General features: G+C 64.9%; 18 protein-coding genes. 6 read left to right on the top strand and 12 right to left on the bottom strand.

The features are described 5' to 3' along the window. The first annotated feature begins 134 nt into the window (after positions 1-134). Positions 135-1,853, top strand: coding sequence for a hydrogenase maturation protein (locus HU752_RS14655; RefSeq protein WP_186685494.1), 1,719 nt, complete (start codon positions 135-137; stop codon positions 1,851-1,853). Here HU752_RS14655 and HU752_RS14660 read toward each other — a convergent pair. The 4 genes from HU752_RS14660 to HU752_RS14675 form a co-directional block, all read right to left on the bottom strand. Continuing rightward, positions 1,850-2,893, bottom strand: a complete 1,044-nt coding sequence (locus HU752_RS14660; RefSeq protein WP_186685495.1) for an ABC transporter ATP-binding protein — start codon at positions 2,891-2,893, stop codon at positions 1,850-1,852. The two genes, HU752_RS14655 and HU752_RS14660, sit on opposite strands and share 4 nt — an antisense overlap. Further along, on the bottom strand, positions 2,890-4,371 hold the full coding sequence (locus tag HU752_RS14665; RefSeq protein WP_225920177.1) for an ABC transporter permease: 1,482 nt from the start codon (positions 4,369-4,371) through the stop codon (positions 2,890-2,892). The genes HU752_RS14660 and HU752_RS14665 overlap by 4 nt, the downstream gene beginning before the upstream one ends. Positions 4,372-4,503: 132 nt before the next feature. Then, positions 4,504-5,520 carry an iron ABC transporter substrate-binding protein gene (locus HU752_RS14670; protein ID WP_186685500.1) on the bottom strand — a complete coding sequence of 339 codons (1,017 nt, stop codon included), beginning with the start codon at positions 5,518-5,520 and terminating at the stop codon, positions 4,504-4,506. Between the two features lie 242 nt (positions 5,521-5,762). Beyond that, positions 5,763-6,839 (bottom strand): AbrB family transcriptional regulator, encoded by a 1,077-nt coding sequence (locus HU752_RS14675; RefSeq protein ID WP_186685501.1) that lies wholly within the window; start codon positions 6,837-6,839, stop codon positions 5,763-5,765. Positions 6,840-6,970: 131 nt separating this feature from the next. Between HU752_RS14675 and HU752_RS14680 the strand changes: the two genes are divergently transcribed. The 3 genes from HU752_RS14680 (at position 6,971) to HU752_RS14690 (ending at position 8,553) form a co-directional block, all read left to right on the top strand. Next, positions 6,971-7,873, top strand: coding sequence for a LysR family transcriptional regulator (locus HU752_RS14680; RefSeq protein WP_186685502.1), 903 nt, complete (start codon positions 6,971-6,973; stop codon positions 7,871-7,873). 106 nt (positions 7,874-7,979) lie between these two features. Beyond that, positions 7,980-8,258: a type II toxin-antitoxin system RelE/ParE family toxin gene (locus HU752_RS14685; RefSeq protein ID WP_186685506.1), complete on the top strand. Its 279-nt coding sequence runs from the start codon at positions 7,980-7,982 to the stop codon at positions 8,256-8,258. A gap of 13 nt (positions 8,259-8,271) precedes the next feature. Further along, on the top strand, positions 8,272-8,553 hold the full coding sequence (locus HU752_RS14690) for a HigA family addiction module antitoxin (protein WP_186685508.1): 282 nt from the start codon (positions 8,272-8,274) through the stop codon (positions 8,551-8,553). 16 nt (positions 8,554-8,569) lie between these two features. Here the strand turns inward: HU752_RS14690 and HU752_RS14695 are convergent, their stop codons facing one another. From HU752_RS14695 to HU752_RS14725, 7 genes are all read right to left on the bottom strand, one after another. Then, on the bottom strand, positions 8,570-9,370 hold the full coding sequence (locus HU752_RS14695) for an alpha/beta hydrolase (protein WP_225920144.1): 801 nt from the start codon (positions 9,368-9,370) through the stop codon (positions 8,570-8,572). Positions 9,371-9,482: 112 nt separating this feature from the next. Beyond that, on the bottom strand, positions 9,483-9,842 hold the full coding sequence (locus tag HU752_RS14700; protein ID WP_186685510.1) for a Na+/H+ antiporter subunit G: 360 nt from the start codon (positions 9,840-9,842) through the stop codon (positions 9,483-9,485). Beyond that, positions 9,839-10,117 (bottom strand): K+/H+ antiporter subunit F, encoded by a 279-nt coding sequence (locus tag HU752_RS14705; RefSeq protein WP_186685512.1) that lies wholly within the window; start codon positions 10,115-10,117, stop codon positions 9,839-9,841. The genes HU752_RS14700 and HU752_RS14705 overlap by 4 nt, the downstream gene beginning before the upstream one ends. Beyond that, a complete protein-coding gene (locus HU752_RS14710) occupies positions 10,114-10,602 on the bottom strand; it encodes a Na+/H+ antiporter subunit E (protein ID WP_186685514.1) in 489 nt (162 codons plus the stop codon). The genes HU752_RS14705 and HU752_RS14710 overlap by 4 nt, the downstream gene beginning before the upstream one ends. Further along, a complete protein-coding gene (locus HU752_RS14715) occupies positions 10,599-12,278 on the bottom strand; it encodes a monovalent cation/H+ antiporter subunit D (RefSeq protein WP_186685522.1) in 1,680 nt (559 codons plus the stop codon). Before HU752_RS14715 ends, HU752_RS14710 begins: the two co-directional genes overlap by 4 nt. After that, positions 12,275-12,619 (bottom strand): Na+/H+ antiporter subunit C, encoded by a 345-nt coding sequence (locus HU752_RS14720; protein ID WP_007986256.1) that lies wholly within the window; start codon positions 12,617-12,619, stop codon positions 12,275-12,277. The genes HU752_RS14715 and HU752_RS14720 overlap by 4 nt, the downstream gene beginning before the upstream one ends. Beyond that, positions 12,619-15,558, bottom strand: coding sequence for a monovalent cation/H+ antiporter subunit A (locus tag HU752_RS14725; protein WP_186685523.1), 2,940 nt, complete (start codon positions 15,556-15,558; stop codon positions 12,619-12,621). The genes HU752_RS14720 and HU752_RS14725 overlap by 1 nt, the downstream gene beginning before the upstream one ends. A 555-nt stretch (positions 15,559-16,113) precedes the next feature. On the opposite strand from HU752_RS14725, the gene HU752_RS14730 reads away from it, so the two are divergent. Continuing rightward, the gene (locus HU752_RS14730; protein WP_186685617.1) at positions 16,114-16,506 is read left to right on the top strand and encodes a DUF2846 domain-containing protein; all 393 of its coding nucleotides are present in this window, start codon (positions 16,114-16,116) and stop codon (positions 16,504-16,506) included. Positions 16,507-16,541: 35 nt separating this feature from the next. Here HU752_RS14730 and HU752_RS14735 read toward each other — a convergent pair whose 3' ends face one another. Then, positions 16,542-17,492 (bottom strand): DMT family transporter, encoded by a 951-nt coding sequence (locus HU752_RS14735; protein WP_225920145.1) that lies wholly within the window; start codon positions 17,490-17,492, stop codon positions 16,542-16,544. A gap of 84 nt (positions 17,493-17,576) precedes the next feature. Between HU752_RS14735 and HU752_RS14740 the strand changes: the two genes are divergently transcribed. Next, the gene (locus HU752_RS14740; RefSeq protein WP_186685527.1) at positions 17,577-18,140 is read left to right on the top strand and encodes a helix-turn-helix domain-containing protein; all 564 of its coding nucleotides are present in this window, start codon (positions 17,577-17,579) and stop codon (positions 18,138-18,140) included. Positions 18,141-18,341: the final 201 nt, after the last annotated feature.

Genomic DNA, 18,341 nt, shown 5'->3' on the forward strand with positions numbered 1-18,341 from the left:
AGCCTGCACCTCCTGGCCTTGACCTCGGTCAAGGCCGCCTCCGCACACCACGCTACTGTAGCCACTCCAGCCGGGCCATGGATTGCTCGTCGTGGCAAGGGGCCCGGTACCTGTGCTCAAGGAGGAGGTTGGTCATGCGCTCATTGAAAATCATTCTGTTGTCGACCGCGTTCAACGGTCTTACCCAGCGTGCCTGGCTGGCGCTGCGAGAGGCCGGGCATGAACCCAGCGTGGTGCTGTTCACCCGTGAAGAGGAGGTCTGCCAGCAGATCGAGGGCAGCGGCGCGCAACTGGTGATCTGCCCGTTCCTCAAGGACCGTGTTCCTGAACAGCTGTGGCGCAATACCGAACGTCCGGTGGTGATCATCCATCCGGGGATCGTCGGCGACCGTGGTGCCAGCGCGCTGGACTGGGCCATCAGCCGCAAGTTGTCGTATTGGGGCGTGACCGCGATGCAGGCCGCCGAGGAAATGGACAGTGGGGCGATCTGGGCAACCCGTGAGTTCGAGATGCCGGCCCAGGTGCGCAAGTCGCAGCTGTACAACGGCCCGGTGGCCGATGCGGCCCTGGCCTGCATCCACGAGGTGGTGGCCAAGTTCGGCACCGACTTCGAGCCGACGCCACTGAACTACGATTTGCCAGAGGTGCGTGGGCACCTGCAACCGAACATGAAGCAGAGCGACCGCAGCTTCAGCTGGCATGACAGCGCCGAGTTCATCAAGCGTCGCATCGACGCCGCCGATGGCCAGCCTGGCGTACTCGCCAACCTTCAGGGCGAACAGTACTACCTCTACGACGCCCACCTGGACAGCCGCTGCGGCACGCCGGGGCAACTGCTGGCGATCCATGATGACGCGGTACTGGTCGCCACCGGTGACCACAGCCTGTGGATCGGCTCGCTGCGGCGCAAGCCGGCCGCCGGCGAGGAAACCTTCAAGCGTCCGGCCCGCCACGTGCTGGCCGGTCGCCTGGACCAGGTGCCGACCCTCGACTGGTCGATCGGTACCCATCGCCAGTGCCTGGAGGCCTACCAGCCGATCCGCTATCGCGAGGTGGGAGAGGTCGGCGAGCTGACCTTCGAGTTCTACAACGGCGCCATGAGCACCGAGCAATGCCGCCGGCTGGTCAGCGCCCTGCGCTGGGCCCGCTCGCAGAACACCAAGGTTCTGGTGTTCCGCGGCGGACAGGGCAGCTTCTCCAACGGCGTGCACCTGAATGTCATCCAGGCGGCCGCGGTGCCTGGGCTGGAGGCGTGGGCCAATATCCGCGCGATCAATGATGTCTGCCGCGAGTTGTTGAGCGCCCGGCAACTGGTGGTCAGTGGCCTGACCGGCAGCGCGGGCGCGGGTGGCGTGATGCTGGCGCTGGCTGCAGACGTGGTGCTGGCTCGCGACGGCATCGTGCTCAACCCGCACTACAAGACCATGGGCCTGTACGGTTCCGAATACTGGACCTACAGCCTGCCGCGGGCAGTGGGGGCCGACCTGGCCGTGCAACTGACCCAGGAATGCCTGCCGCTGAGCACCACCCAGGCGCTGGCGATGGGGATGATCCAGGGGGTCGGCCCGCGTTGCCCGCAAGCCTTTGGCGAGTGGCTGATGGGCGAGGCCCAGCGCCTGGTCGACGAACCGCACATGGCCCGTGAGGACAAGCTGGCGCCGGACCTGGACGCGATGGAGTACTGCCGCGACCTGGAACTGGCACAGATGCAGCAGGACATGGTGCAGGATCGCCACGGCTTCGCCGGCAAGTGCCGCAACTTCGTGTTGAAGCGCAAGGCCTGTGGCACTCCGGAGCGGCTGGTCGCGCCCTGGGCCCGACCAACCCGTACGCTGGGCGTGCTGAGTTGCTAACCCAGCACGTGGGCGTGGCCGAGGGCTGACACCAGCACCTGGCTGCCGACCCTCGGGGCCAACATCCCGCTGCTGCGAACCAGCAGCGGGCGTCTTTTGCCGTTGGTGAGTTCCACCGTCAAGGTGCAGGTGTTGCCGCCGAAATCGCAGTCGGTCACCACCGCCGGGCTACCCGAGGCCTCGCCCGAGGCGGGCATCGCCAACTGCAGCTGTTCGGGGCGCAGCATGATCTGCGCCTGGCCATGCAGCCCTTCGTTGTTGACCGCAATTTTCCCCAGTTCGCACTCCGCCCAGCCGTCCTCGATCCGGGCCGGGAGGATGACCGCATCGCCGAGAAACAGCGCGGTGTCCTCGTCGGTCGGGCGCAGGTAGAGATCCATCGGGGCCCCGGCCTGTACCAGACGTCCCTGACGCATCACCGCCAGCTGATCGGCGAAGGACAGCGCCTCGGCCTGGTCGTGGGTCACCAGGATGGTGGTGACACCCGCATCCGAGAGCAGGCGCGCGACCATCTTGCGCATGGCGGCGCGCAGCCCGGTGTCGAGGGCCGAGAAAGGTTCGTCGAGCAGCATCAGCCGAGGGCGCTGGGCCAGGGCGCGCGCCAGGGCGACCCGCTGCTGCTGGCCGCCGGACAGCTCATGGGGCCAGCGCCTGGCCATCTGTGGATCGAGGGCGACCATCTGCATCAATTCGGCGACCCGGGGCTGCTTTTCACTGGGCTTGCCGGCAAGACCGAAGCCGATGTTGTCGGCCACCGTCATGTGCGGGAACAGCGCCCCGTCCTGTGGCACGTAGCCGATCAGGCGCTGGTGTGCGGGGATCGCGGTGTGGGCGTCGACCAGTGGCTGGCCGTCGAGCACGATGCTGCCCGAGTCGGGGAATTCGAACCCGGCGATCATCCGCAGCAGGGTGGTCTTGCCCGATCCCGACGGGCCGACAATGGCCGTGCGACTGCCGGTGGCGATCGACAGGTTGATGTTCTCCAGGGCCGTCTGTGCGCCAAAGGACTTGTACAGCGATTTGAGTTCCAGAGCGTTCATCGGCCCGCCGTACGTTTGGATTGGTGGTAGAGAAGCCCGGTCAGCGGCAGCGACAGCAGGATCATGATCAGGGCGTAGGGCGCGGCGCCGGCGTAGTCGATTTCACTGGTCAGGGCCCAGAAACCGGTGACCAGGGTGCGCGTGCCGTTGGGCGCCAGCAGCAGGGTCGCGGTCAGTTCGTTGACCACGGCCAGGAACACCAGCGCCGCGCCGGCGGCAGCCCCCGGCGCGGCCAGGCGCAAGGTGACCAGCCAGAGCGCTCGCGCAGGTGAGCGGCCCAGGCTCTGGGCGATGTTCTCCAGTTCCACCGGCGCCTGGGCGATACCGGCGCGCAGGCTGACCAGCGCCCGCGGCATGAACATCAGCAGGTAGGCCAGCAGCACGGTGATCGAGGTCTGGTAGATCGGCCGGGCGAAATTGATGGTCACGGTCACCAGGGCCAGCGCGACGACGATGCCGGGCAGCGAGCTGGTGATGTAGTTGCAGCTCTCCAGCAGGCGGTGCAGCCGGCCAGGGGCGCGGATCGACAACCAGGCCACCGGTACCGCGGCGCCGGTGGTCAGCAGGGCCCCGGCGGCGCCGAGAAGCAGCGTCTGCTGCAGCGCCGGCCACAGTTCGTCAGCCTGCCAGACCTCCAGGCCACCGGCGACCAGCCAGTTGCCCAGGGTGATCAACGGCACTCCGAGGGCCAGTGCACTGGTGAGCAGTGGCAGGGCCAGGCCCAGCCACTTGCCGCCACGCCCGAGTCGCACGGTGCGTTGCTGGCGAGCGCTGCCGGAGCCGACCCGGGCGTAACGCGCCTTGCCACGGGCTGCCGACTCGACGGTCAACAGGCCCAGGCAGCACAGCGCCAGCAGGCCGGCCAGGGTATGCGCCGCAGGGCCGCTGAAGGTCGACTTGAACTGGTCGAAGATCGCCGTGGTGAAGGTGTCGAAGCGGATCATCGCGTAGAGGCCGTATTCGGCCAGCAGGTGCAGGCCGACCAGCAGCGAGCCGCCGCAGATCGCCAGCCGCAGCTGCGGCAGCACGATACGCATGAACACCGCCCAGGGCTTGAGCCCCAGCGATTGGCCAACGTCCTCGATGGCCGGGTCCAGGCGCCGCAGGGTGGCGGCGATCGGCAGGTAGAGGAACGGGAAATAGGCAATCACCGAGACCAGCACGCCGCCGCCCAGGCCGTGGATCGACGGTACCAGGCTGACCCAGGCGTAGCTGTGAACGAACGCCGGTACGGCCAGTGGCGCGGTCGCCAGCAACGACCACAGCCGCCGACCGGGCAGGTCGGTGCGTTCGGTCAGCCAGGCCAGCGCCAGGCCCAGGGCCACGCACAGGGGCAGGGTGAGGATACTCAGCAGCAGGGTGTTGACCGCCAGTTCCGCCACCCGAGGGCGCCACACCAGCTCCAACAGAGTGCTCCAGCCGGTCTGCCAGGCCGACAGGACGACGAAGGCGATGGGCAGCAAGGCCAGCAGGGACATCAGCAGCGACAATCCGATGATCCACGGATTGCTCTGCCGAGCCAGCAGTTTTCTGGTTCGCCGATGCGAAAGCGCCGCAGGCGCGTGAGCGGCTGCGGCGGGGGCCAGGGGGAGGTTGGACTCTGGTATCAATTACAGGATTCCGGCCTGGGTCATCAGCGCCACGGCCTTCTTGCTGTCGAGTTTCGAGACATCGACCTTCGGTGCGTCGAGGTCCTTGAGCGGAACCAGCTTGGCGTTGGAGTCGGCACCGGCGCCGACGGCGTATTCGAAGGAGTTGCCGTCGCGCAGGACGGCCTGGCCGCCTTTGCTGGTGACCCACTTGAGGAACGCCTGGGCTTCTTCCTGGTGTTTGCTGGACTTCAGCACGCCGCCACCGGAGAGGCTGACGAAGGCGCCCGGATCCTGGTGCTTGAAGTAGTGCAGCGAGGTGTTCTTGCTGTTCTCGCCAGTCTTGGCCTGGTCACCGAAGCTGTAGTAGTGGTAGATCACCCCGCTTTCCACCTGGCCGGCATTGACGGCCTTGAGCACGGCACTGTTGCCACGGTAGATCGCGGCGTTGGTTTTCATCGCCTTCAGCCAGTCGAGGGTGGCCGCTTCGCCCTTGAGGGCCAGGACGGCAGCGACGATGGCCTGGAAGTCGGCACCGGCCGGCGAGGCGGCCCAGCGGCCTTTCCACTCGGGCTTGGCCAGGTCGAGCAGCGACTTGGGCAGTTGCGCCTCGGTCAGCTTGTCCTTGTTGTAGACGAACACGGTGGAGCGTGCGGCGATGCCGACCCAATTGCCATGGGCCGGACGGTAGGCGGCGCCGACCTGCTCCAGGGTGGTCGGGGCAACTGGGGCGAACAGCTTGGCGTTATCGACCAGCACCATGGCCGGCGAGTTTTCGGTGAGGAAGACGTCGGCTGGCGACTTGTCGCCTTCCTGGACGAGCTGGTTGCCCATTTCAGTGTCGTCACCGTTGCGCAGGGTCACCTTGATGCCGGTCTCCCGGGTGAAACCCTCGGCCCAGGCCTTGGTCAGGCCTTCGTGCTGGGCGTTATAGACCACGATACCGTCGGCGCTGGGCGCCGCGAAGACCTGACCGGCGCCGAGCAGGGCGGTGGCCAGCAGGGTCGTTTTGAACAGCGAAGGGAAACGGGAAATCATCGTGTGGAAGCTCCTGCGGTCTTGTGTACGGTCTTATGGTAGATGCCGAAGAGCGGGAGCGGGGCCGAATTGCACCTCATTCGCCACTCTGGTTAAACAATAGGAATCATTCGCATGTTTGTTCGGGCGGGAATGTAGAGGGGCAGATGAGAAAAAAACGTCAAATAAATCGTTAAGCCGTGTCGAAGGGCAGGTGGGCGGCAGCACCGCGATTGCATCCCTGCAATGGCGGCGGCCAGGCTTCAGTCCTGGCGGGCGAAGCGAATCACCAGGCGGGCGAAGTAGGCGCCGGTGAAAATCACCGCCAAAAGGCGCAGGGTCTGCATCGCCAGGACCAGGCCGACATCGGAGTGGGTGTCGACCGCGATGATCGCCATGGTGTCCAGGCCACCGGGGCTGGTCGCCAGGTACACCGAAAGGAAATCCAGGCCCAGCCACTTCGCCAGCAGCCAGGCTGAGGCGGCGCACAGGGCGATCAGGCTCATGGCACTGAGGATCATCACCGGCAGGCGCTTCCAGACGTAGAGCACGGTAGGGCGGTCGAAGCGCAGGCCGACGTAGCAACCAATGGCGCCGTAGGCCGTCGCCAGCAACCAGGCTGGCAGGGTGATGTGCAGCAGGCCGGACAGTTGCAGTGCGCCGCCGATCAGCAAGGGCACCAGCAGGGCGCCGGCCGGTACGCGGGCGCCGAGCACCACGCCGACCACCACGGTCGCCAGCGTCAGTCCCAGGCTGACCAGGTCCAGGCTGTGCTGGGTTGCCGTTACCGCGTGCTGTGCGCCACCGCTGGCCGGGGCTTCCAGCACGTGACTGACCAGCGCGCCGATCACCACCACGCAGACCACCCGCACGTACTGCATGGTGGCCACGACCCGGCCGTCGGCGCCGAAGTCATCGGCCATCGCGACCATGGCCGATGCCGCGCCGGGAGAGGTACCCCAGGCCGCGGTGCTGGCCTGGATGCCGCCGAAGCGAACCATCGCCAGGCCGACCACGGAGCTCAGGGCCACCGTCAGCACCGTGGCGAACAGCATCAGGTGCCAGGAGTCGGCCATGGCTTCGAGCACGGCCAGGGTCATCGAGTGCGCGGCCAGCAGGCCGATGCAGCCCTGGCCCAGGCGGAATGCCTGGCGGTGAATGCGGATGCGGGCGCCGCTGACGCCAAAGCCGATCGCCACCAGCATCGGGCCGATGAACTGACCGGCCGGCAGGTCGGCGTGCTTGAGCAGTTGGCCGGCGCTGCCGGCGAGAAGGATCAGGGCCAGCCATTGCAGCGGGCGTGGCCAGTGGCTCAGGGAAAAACGGGTTGAATCGGACAAAACTCCCTCCAGAGCGCCGGACGCACCCGTTGCAGGGCGTTGAGATCGACGCGATGGGTAAATTATTGATAGCGCAATTGATCAAGTCCAGTTTCTAATTGTCATGAACCTATAACTTTGGTTGATTGATTATGGATCTGCGCGATCTGACCTATTTCGAAACCATCGCCGAGCTTGGACACCTGGGGCGCGCCGCGGAAAAGCTCAATCGCAGCCAGCCGGCGCTGACCAAGAGCATCCAGCGCCTGGAGGAATCGTTGGGCACCAAGCTGTTCGAGCGTGAGGGGCGGCGGATCAAGCTGACGCCGGTCGGGGTACTGTTGCAGCAGCGCGCGCGGCAACTGCAGCAGAACATCGCCGAGACCCATCGCGAGGTCCGCGACTTCGCCAGTGGCGTGCTGGGCAATATCCGCCTGGGCTGCGCCTCGAGCATGGCCGAGTACCTGCTGCCGCAACTGACTGCGGCCTTGCTCGAGCGTGCCCCGCAAATCACCCTCAACCTGGTGATCGGCCAGGACAACATGCTGCGCGAGTCACTGCGTGCCGGTCGCCTGGATGTGGTGATCTGCCCGCAGTTCGACAGCGATCCGCAGATACTGGCCCACCCTTTGTTCGACGACGAGGCGGTGGTCGTCGCCAGCCGCAACCACCCGATCTTCGACGGGCCGATCCGTCTGAAGGATCTGGGGCGCTATCGCTGGGTGCTGCCGGCCACCGGTGTTTCCTCCCGGCGTTGGATCGATGGGGTGTTCCTCGCCCGGGGCCTGCCGCTGCCTTCGGTGCAGATCGAGACCAATACCATTTCCCTGCTGCCACCGCTGATCGGCCAGACTCGCCTGCTGAGTTTCCTGGCGCGCAATACCCTGGAAGACGTGCGCGGGGCGATGCACCTGCGCGAGGTGCCGCTCAAGGAAACCACCATGAAGCGCACCCTGGTGGCCGCGGTGCGCGACGGCGGCTATCTGTCCCCGGCGGCGCAGATGCTACTGGATCTGCTCAAGCGTGAGGGACGGAGCTTTTTTGTGGAGCGTTGATAGGCGGCAATTCCTACATAAGCAGTGCCCGATACACCGTCAAACAATCGGGATCGCCTACGGTTTGAATCTTGTTCTGCGTGAACTGTTAGTTCACGGTATAGTCATGATCAAGACTTTTCAACACAAGGGCCTGAAGGCCTATTTTGAATCCGGGACCACGAGGGGGATCCAGGCTGGCCATGCCAAGCGACTGGGTCTTATCCTTGCCGCACTTGATGTGGCTGCGACTCCCGGGGAACTCGATCTACCGGGCTATCGCCTGCATCCGTTGAAAGGGCGGTTGTCTGGCTATTGGTCAATGACCGTCAACGGTAACTGGCGTGTGATTTTCCGATTCGTCGGTGTGGACGTCGAGTTGGTCGATTATCTCGACTATCACTGAAAGGAGGCCGTTCATGGCCATGCATAATCCTCCCCACCCCGGTGTCATGATCAAAGAAATGCTGCCGGAGCTGAACATCAAGATTGCCGAAATGGCCAGGAGGCTGCATTTCTCCCGTGAAATGCTCTCGCGTGTGATCAATGGCCGGGCGCCTATCAGCCCCGACCTGGCCGTGCGCCTGGAGCGTTCAGGGCTGAGCACCGCGCGTTTCTGGCTGGGGTTGCAAATGAATTATGACCTTTGGCAGGCCGAGCACCGTGAACAGCCGGTGGTGGATCGCCTGGTCGCCGCCTGAAGCTCGGTCCAGTCGGTTAGTGGTGATCGAGCGTGGGCCACAGCTCTGCCCAATGCTCGGCCCAGCAGCAATGGTGGTTGTAGCCGGGCATGACCTGGACGCGGGCGGCGGGTTGGCTCGGGTGTTCGGTGACGAACTGGCGAGTCAGCTCCGGGGGGATGACCGGGTCGTCGGTGCCCACCAGGTGCATTTGCCTGAGATGGCTGAGGGCTGGGCCGAAATCGCCGGGGTTGAGCGAGCGGGTCAGCGGTTGCACGCGATGAAAGCGGGTCCAGGCCTGGTGGTCGAGATTGCCAGCAACGGTGATGACATTCTCGACGTCGGTGCGGCGTGCCGCCAACAGCAGGGCGATGGCGGCGCCACCCGAGTAGCCGACCAGTTGCAGCGTCTGCGCATGGGCCTGTTGCTTGAGGGTATCCACGGCCCGGTCGAGGCTGCTGACCACATCGGCGGAGAAGCGCGCGTCGGTCCAGTCGTCACGGCTGCAGGCTGCCGGTTTCAGGTACTGGCAGGGGCGGGCCAGATAGGCCGCATTGCCACTCGGCTGGGCGAGCGCCAGGCGCAGCGCCACGGGGTCGATGGGGGTCGGATCGGTCGATGGCTGGCTGGCGGTCACCCAGGCGAAGCCATCGCCTTCAAGGTAGATCGTCAGGCGTGGGTTGTCGCTGAACTGCTCAGGTCTGAAGGCCTTGAGCGGGAACGGTTGGCTGTCGATCTGCTGGCCCTGCCAGTGATGACTGCGCGCCAGCTCGTTGGCTGCGGCACTGCGCGACTCCGGCGAGGGCACCGAGGCGCAGCCACTGACCAGCCCAGTCATCAACAACGCCACGATCCCCTGTAGGAGCCAGCTTGCTGGCGATGGCGTCGGGTCAGCCAGCAAGCTGGCTCCTACAGGGGGCGGTGTGTTGCCAGGAACAGCGAGCGGCATTTCAGCTGCCGCCTTCGGTGCGACCGCTGCTGACTTCACCCGGCACATCGTCACCGGCCATGCGCTTGCGGAACAGCCCGGTCCGGGCCAGCAGCAGGGTGGTGACCGGTACGGTGATCGACAACAGGATTGGAATCAGCCAGGCATGCAGCACCGGTTCCGACTTGAGCCCGGAAAAATACAGGATCGAGGCCAGTGACACGCACCAGGCACCAATCGTCGAGGCCAGCGCCGGCGGGTGCATGCGCTGGAAGAAGTCTTTCATGCGCAGCAGGCCGATGGCACCGCACAGGGCAAACAGGCTGGCGAGCACCAGCAGCACCGCCACCGGAATCTCGATCCACAACGACAGTTCGTTCACTCGATCACCTCGCCGCGCAGGAGGAATTTGGCCAGGGCAAAAGAGCCGACGAAGCCGAACAGGGCGATCAGCAAGGCTGCCTCGAAGTAGGTGTCACTGGCATAGCGGATGCCCAGCACCAGCATCATCAGCATGGCGATGATGTACAGGTAGTCCAGTGCCAGGACCCGGTCCTGTGCCGAGGGGCCCTTGAACAGCCGTATCACGGTCAGGACCAGGGCCACGCTGAAGAGGAACAGGCTGAACAGGATCGCGTTGGCGAGCAGGGCGCTCATTCGAAGATCTCCATCAGGGGGCGTTCGTAGGTGTCCTTGAAGTGCTGGATGAAGGGCGCTTGCTCACCCAGGTCGAACACGTGCAGCAGCAGGATGCTGCGGTCCAGCGCCAGCTCCGACCAGACGGTGCCGGGAATCACCGTGCAGATCATCGACAGGGCGGCCAGGCCATTGGCATCGCGCAGGTCCAGCGGCACCTTGACGAAGGCCGAGCGTGGCGCACGGCGGCCAGCGTTGAGTACGCCCCAGGCGACGGCCAGGTTGGACAGGATCACGTCGCGTCCTACCAGCAGGAACAGGCGCAGGATCACCCAGGGCCGACGGATCCGGATCGGCAGCGGCCGCAGCGGCGCCATCATCAGCGGTGCGATGAAGCCCAGGACGGCGCCGAGCAGCAGATGACCGGGGCTGACCGACAGGTTCAGCACCAGCCACAGCAGCCACAACGCCAGGGACAGCCAGGGGGCAGGGAACAGGCGCTTCATGGTTGCACCTCCTGTGCGACGGCCTTGGCTGTCGGGCTCGGCAGGGCGCGGGTCGCCAGGACGGAGCTGACGTAGTGCTCGGGGTTGGCGAGGCTGGCCGCGGTGGCCTGGGTGTAGCGCAGCAGCGGTTCGGCCTTGACGGTCAGCAGGATGCACAGGCCGAGCAGGGTGACGATGGGCAGGCATTCAAGGCGACGCAGGGCTGGCGAGGGCCGGTCGGCCGGGCTCCAGAAGCGCTGCACGCCCATGCGGCTGAAGGCGATCAGCGAGGCCAGGCCAGACACCACCAGTAGCACCACCAGGGCCCAGGCTGCCGGCGAGATCGGTGCTTGCTGACCGAGCCCGAGGGGATTGAGCAGCGCGCTGAGCAGGCTCAGCTTGGCGATGAAGCCCGACAGCGGCGGCATGCCGATGATCAGCAGGGCGCAGGCGATGAAACTCAGGCCAAGGAAGGCCATGGTCCAGGGAATGACCTGGCCGACCACGGCTTTCTGTTCATCGTCCAGGTTGGTGCCCGGGCGTGGGTGCAGCGACTCCAGTGGTCGTGGTAGCGGGTCGATGTCCTCATCCAGCGGCAGCTCGTTGGCCGAGCGCGAACGCTCGATCAGTTCGGCCAGCAGGAACAGCGCGCTCATCGCCAGGGTCGAGCTGACCAGGTAGAACAGCGCGCCCGCTGTCAGGCTCGGCTGCGCGAAGCCGATGGCCGAGAGCAGGATGCCTGCCGACACCAGGATGCTCAGGCTCGCCATGCGCTCCAGGCGCTGGGCGGCGACGATGGCGATGGCGGCGACGCCGATGGTCGCCATGCCTCCATAGGTCAGCCAGTCACCGCCGAAGTACGCCGACGCACCGGCCTGGCCGGAAAACAGCAGGGTCCACAGGCGCAGCAGGGTGTAGACGCCGACCTTGGTCATGATCGCGAACATCGCCGCCACCGGCGCGCTGGCCGAGGAATAGGCCGGCACCAGCCAGAAGTTCAGCGGCCACATCCCGGCCTTGGCCAGGAACGCCACGGCCAGAATCGCCGCACCGGCGTGCAGCAGGCCACGGTCGGCTTCCGACACCAATGGGATCTTCACGGCCAGGTCGGCCATGTTCAGGGTTCCGGTCACGCCGTAGATCAGCGCCGCGCCGATCAGGAACAGCGACGAGGCCAGCAGGTTGATCGCGATGTAGTGCAGGCCCGAGGACACCCGCGCCCGCCCGGAACCGTGCAGGATCAGGCCGTAGGAAGCCGCCAGCAGCACTTCGAAGAACACGAACAGGTTGAACAGGTCGGCGGTCAGGAAGGCGCCATACAGGCCCATCAACTGGATCTGGAACAAGGCATGGAAGCTGCTGCCGGCCCGATCCCAGCGGGCCATGGCGAACAGCAGTGCGCAGATGCCGACGATACCGGTGAGCACCAGCATCAGTGCCGAGAGGCGGTCGACCACCAGCACGATGCCGAACGGCGCCTGCCAGTTGCCCGGCAGGTACACGCCGATGGAGGCGGGCTCCACCGATTGCTGGCTCCAGACCAGCAGCCAGACGGAAATGCCCAGCCCCAGCAGGCTGGAGCAGAGGTTGATGCGCGCCTTGAGCGGGCGGTGTTTCTCGCCCAGCATGAGCATCAGCGCGGCGGTCAGCAGCGGCAGCAGGATGGGCGCGACAATCAGGTGCGGTAGCAAATTCATTCCTTGGGCTCCCGACCGTCCACGTGGTCGGTGCCGGTCAGGCCCCGGGAGGCCAGCAACACCACCAGGAACAGTGCGGTCATGGCGAAGCTGATGACGATCGCCGTCAGCACCAGCGCCTGGGGCAGCGGATCGGTGTAGTGCAGCAGGTCCTGGGGCACGCCGTCCTTGATGATCGGCTCTTTGCCGATGAACAGGCTGCCCATGCTGAAGATGAACAGGTTGACCCCGTAGGACAGCAGGCACAGGCCCATCACCACCTGGAAGGTCCGGGGTCGCAGGATCAGCCAGACGCCGGAGGCGGCGAGCACACCGATGGCAATTGCAATGACTTCTTCCATCAGACGGTGCCTCCCTTGTATGCGGGCTTGAGTGACGGCTTGGCGGGCGAGGAGGCCAGCTGAGGCCGGTGCGCGCGGACCGACTGGTGCGCCAGCGCCGTGAGGATCAGCAGGGTCGAACCGACCACCACCGCGTACACGCCGATATCGAAGAACAGCGCACTGGCGACATGGATATCACCCAGCAGCGGCAAGTGCAGGTGCGCGGTGTGGGTGGTCAGGAACGGATAACCGAAGGCCATCGCGCCCAATCCGGTGAGCGTCGCGCAGAGCAGCCCGAAGCCCATCCAGCGCAGCGGCCGCAGGCTCATCTGCGCCTCGACCCACTGGGTGCCGGCAACCATGTACTGCAGGATGAACGCCACCGACATCACCAGGCCGGCGACGAAACCACCGCCGGGCTGGTTGTGGCCGCGCATGAACAGGTACATCGAGACCACGAAGGCGATCGGCAGCAGCAGGCGCACCAGCACCGCCGGCACCATCATGAAGCCCAGTGCGGTGTCGCTGGCGCTGCGCGGGTTGACCAGGTCGGTGACCACGTCGCTGGCCAGCAGGCGTTGCTGGTTGGGCAGCTCAAGGCTCTCGCGCGGCGGCCGGAAGCGGCGCAGCAGGGCGTAGATTGCCAGCGCGGTGGCCACCAGCACGGTGATCTCACCGAGGGTATCGAAGCCGCGGAAGTCCACCAGCATCACGTTGACCACGTTGCTGCCGCCGCCTTCGGGCAGGGCGCGGCTGAGGTAGAACGAGGAAATGTCGTTCGGCGTCTGGCGGGTGAGCATGGCATAGGACAGCAGCGCCATGCCGCCACCGACCAGCACCGACAGCAACAGGTCGCGCAGGCGGCGGATGCGCGCCTTGCGCAGGCTGTTGGGCAGCGGCGAGACCTCTTCGATACGCCGTGGCAGCCAGCGCAGGCCGAGCAGGATCAGCACGGTGGTCACTACTTCGACCACCAGTTGGGTCAGGGCCAGGTCCGGTGCGGAGAACCAGACGAAGGTGATGCAGGTCATCAGGCCGCAGACGCTGACCATGGTCAGGGCGGCCAGACGGTGGTACTTGGCCTGCCAGGCGGCGCCCAGGGCGCAGGCGATCGCCAGCAGCCAGAGGGTGACGAAGACGATCGAGCCGGGGATCTTCGGCCGATCGCCCCAGCTCAGGCTGCTGTGCAGCATCGGGATCAGTCCGGCGACCAGGGCCGCCAGCACCAGCAGGAAGAGTTGTGGCTGCAGGCGCTGGGTGGCGAACAGGCGGGTCAGGCGCCGGGCCACACGCATCTTCAGCACCAGCACGGACTCGAACAGGCGCTTGCCGTCCAGGCGCCCGACCAGCGGCAGACGGCTGAAACGACCGCGCTTGAGCTGGTTGCGCAGCAGCAGATAGAGCAGCACGCCGGCGGACATGGCGATCAGGCTCATGATCATCGGTGCATTCAGGCCGTGCCAGATCGCCAGGCTGTATTCGGGCAGGGTTCCGCCAACCACCGGCAGGGCGGCGGCGGCGAGGATCGCGCCGACCACCTGGGCCGGGAAGATCCCCACCAGCAGGCAGGTGAACACCAGCAGTTCGACCGGTGCGCGCATCCAGCGGGGTGGTTCATGCGGGGTGTGCGGCAGGTCGGTGGCCGGCGGACCGAAGAACACGTCGACGGTGAAGCGCAGCGAGTAGGCGACGCTGAAGGTACCGGCGATGGTCGCGATGATCGGCAGCGCCGCCTCGACCCAGGCCGTGGAATTGATGAACACCGTCTCGGCGAAGAACATTTCCTTGGACAGGAAACCGTTGAGCAGCGGCACCCCGGCCATCGCGGCACTGGCGACCATCGCCAGGGTGGCGGTGAACGGGATCAGCTTGACCAGGCCGCTGAGCTTGCGGATGTCGCGGGTGCCGCTTTCATGGTCGATGATGCCGGCGGCCATGAACAGCGAGGCCTTGAAGGTGGCGTGGTTGAGAATGTGGAACACCGCGGCCACGGCGGCCAGCGGGCTGTTCAGGCCCAGCAGCAGGGTGATCAGGCCCAGATGGCTGATGGTCGAATAGGCCAGCAGGCCCTTGAGGTCGTTCTGGAACATGGCGCAGTAGGCGCCGAGCATCAGCGTTGCCGCACCGGCACCGCCGACAATCCAGAACCATTCCTCGCTGCCCGAAAGCGCCGGCCACAGCCGCGCCAGCAGGAACACCCCGGCCTTGACCATGGTCGCCGAGTGCAGATAGGCCGAGACCGGCGTCGGCGCGGCCATCGCCCGTGGTAGCCAGAAATGGAAGGGGAACTGCGCGCTCTTGCTCAGGGCGCCGATCAGGATCAAGGGCAGCAGCACCGGATAGAGGGCGTGGGCGCGGATCTTGTCGCCGGCCGCCAGCACCACATCCAGCTCGTAGCTGCCGACCACATGGCCGAGGATCAGTACCCCCGCCAGCAGGCACAGGCCGCCGGCGCCGGTGACGGTCAGCGCCATGTAGGCGCCGCGTCGGGCATCGGAGCGGTGGTGCCAGTAGCCGATCAACAGGAACGAGAACAGGCTGGTCAGTTCCCAGAAGAACACGATCTGGATCAGGTTGCCGGAGAGTACCAGGCCGAGCATCGCGCCCATGAACGCCAGGAAAAAGGCGAAGAAGCGTGGTACTGGATCGTCCGGTGACATGTAGTAACGGGCGTAGAGCGACACCAGTGTGCCGATGCCCAGCACCAGCATGGAAAACAGCCAGGCGAAACCGTCCAGGCGCAGCACCAGGTTCAGGCCGAGGCTGGGCAGCCAACTGATGGTCTGGTGGATCACGCCACCGTGGGCGATCTGCGGGTACAGCAAAGCCATCTGAATCGTGCCGACCAAGGCCACCAGGCCGGCCAGAATCGATTCAGTGTTACGTGCGTTATGCGGCAGCAAGGCTGCCAGACAGCTACCTAAAAAAGGCAGAAGCAGTAGAACTATCAGTGACATAGGCTTCTAATCTGCAGGAGTTTGCCAAGGATCATACGTGGCCCGTCCGGGATCACCAACCCGGAACCTGTGGCAGAATCCTACAAGGTAGGTGGTAAATGCCTGATGCGCATGACGGGTTCACAGGGCAGGTGTTCCGATCTTTCCTGCAGGCGCCGTCGATCACGACGCATATCCCTTCAGTCACGGCTGGGCCTGGAGCGGCTCCTGCGGGCGTCCGGTTTCACTTGACTGATATCATAGTGATGGCTAATTTACGCCGCGCTTTGTGATACCTGTCGCTGCTGTTTCGATGGATCGAACATGACTTCCCATTCCCTCCACGAAACTGTCACGTGTGCCGCTTGCTTCCAGGGCGCGCTGAACAGTGCCTGCGCTGATTTCGCTGAACACCCCCATGATGTTTACCAGAAGATCGCAAGGAACTGCCCGATCGGCAACTGGCGTCTTCAATCCATAAGGATGATCCCCATGTTCAAGACTCTCTGCAAAACCGCCGCCGTGCTCTCCGTCGCCCTGCTTTACGGTTGCGCCTCGTCTCCATCGCTGGAAAAGATGCAGGCGGAAGTTGCGCAGTATTCCCTGCCCAAGGCGCCGGTGGCGGATAAAGGTCTGGTGTATGTCGTGCGTCCGAGTAATGCGGGCATGATGGTGCGTTTCAACGTCTTCCTCGACGACAAGGAAGCCGAGTCGGAGATGGGCTACAACCGGGGCAACCAGTACATCTACTTCTTCGTGACGCCTGGCCAGCACGTGATCAGTTCCAAGGCCGAGAACTGGGCGGACACGACCGTCACGGTCAAGGCGGGCGAGGTTGTCTACCTCAAGCAGGAAGTGGAAATGGGTGTGGTGATGGCGCGTAACAGCCTCAAGCAGCTGAGCGATGTCGAGGGCCGCTACCTGGTCAAGGATGCGTCCCTGGGCACCATCGCCAAAGAGAGCAAGTAACGTTCCCTGGGCGCTGGCGTCACGGCCAGCGCTCTTCAGTGATTGTTCGAGTCCACCGCCTCGGACTCGATTTCAGGCTCGGTCGACTCGGTCTGCCTACCCTTGGTTTTCAGCTCGCTGACAATCACCGCCGCCACGATCAACCCCGCACCGACCAGTGCCAGCCCCGGCAGCCGCTCACCGGCCAACCGCCCGGCAATGCCAGCCCACACCGGCTCACCGGCGTAGATCAACGTGGCGCGAGTCGGCGACACGCTCTTCTGCGCCCAGTTCATCGCCACCTGGATGGCCGCGCTGGCAGCGCCCAGGCCGACGGCACTGAACAGCAGCGTCCAGGAGAACACCGGCAACTGTTCCTGGGTGGGGGCGATCATCAGGAACGCCAGCACCGAAGCCGTGCCCAGTTGCACCACCGTGACGCGTTTTACATCGACCTTTCCGGCATAGTTGCTGATCAGAATGATCTCGGCGGCAATCGCGATGGCGCTGATGATGGTGGCGATTTCCCCTGAGCTGAAGTTCAGCTCGGCACCGTTGGGCCCGGACAGCAGCATCAGCCCGGTAAAGGCCAGCATGATGCCGATGCTGGGCATCAGGCCCGGCCGCTTGCCCAGTACCAGCCACTGCAACAGCGGCACGAAAGGCACATACAGCGCGGTGATGAACGCCGACTGGCTGCTGGGAATGGTCTGCAGGCCCACGGTTTGCAAGCCGTAACCGAGCATGATCGCCGTGCCGATGAACACGCCGGCCTTTATCTCCAGCGTGGTGATGCCACGCAGGCTGCGGGCCGAGAACAGCGCGACGATACTGGCTGCGGCAGCAAACCGCAGGCCGACGAAGAACATCGGTCCGCTGACGGTCATGGCGTGCTGGACCAGCAGGAAGGTCCCGCCCCAGACCATGGTGATCAGGATCAGCACGCACTCGGCTTTGCTGAACCGCAGGATCGAAGGGATTAAACTGTTGGATTTGACCGGTGCCATGGCCTTGCGCGCTTCCTGGGTGAGACGCACAATGCGCCGAAAGATGGGCAGTATACTGCGCAAACCTACTATGTGAGCAATATAGTGCACAAAGAAACTTCGCAACGTGCCTCGGTTCTGCAACACGTCAGCCTCAATGTCCGACGCCTGCGCCATGAGGCGCAGTTGAGCCAGGCCGCGCTCTCGGAGAAGTCCGGGGTCAGCCGGCGGATGCTGGTGGCCATCGAGGCGGGGGAAAAGAACGTCAGCCTGACCACCCTCGACCGGGTGGCCGAAGCCCTCGACGTGGCCTTCAGCGACCTGATCCAGGCCCCGGATGCCCGTGATCCGAGCCGGATCAACGAACTGGCCTGGGCCGGTGCCATTCCCGGGAGCAAGGCGGTCCTGCTGGCCAAGGCGATGGCCAGTCGTGAGGTCGAGTTGTGGGAGTGGCGTCTGGAGCCGGGCGAGGTGTATCACTCCGAGCCGGACAACGATGGCTGGAGTGAGCAGTTGTATGTGTTCGAGGGCTGCCTGACCGTCTGGCTGGGTGAGGAGCAACGTTCGGTGGCGACGGGTGAGTTCTTCATGTTCCCGAGCAACCAGCCGCATGGGTATCGCAACGACGGCGAGGTGGCGGTGCGCTTTGTGCGCAATGTGGTGCTGTGAGGGGCATATCTGTCAGGGCGGTGGGTTCACGATCTCTGCCGCCAGCCACTTCACACTTCAAGTGATTTCTCACCAACTGTTGCCAGAACAACAGTGACTGGACAGTTTGGCCATTTTCTAGCTAGAGCTGTTTCTAGTTTTTATTGATAAGCAATTGAAATGTATAGGTTTTAATTTCAGGCACGACTCCTGCTATGTCCC

The sequence above is a fragment of the Pseudomonas vanderleydeniana genome (assembly GCF_014268755.2).
Lineage (GTDB): Bacteria > Pseudomonadota > Gammaproteobacteria > Pseudomonadales > Pseudomonadaceae > Aquipseudomonas > Aquipseudomonas vanderleydeniana.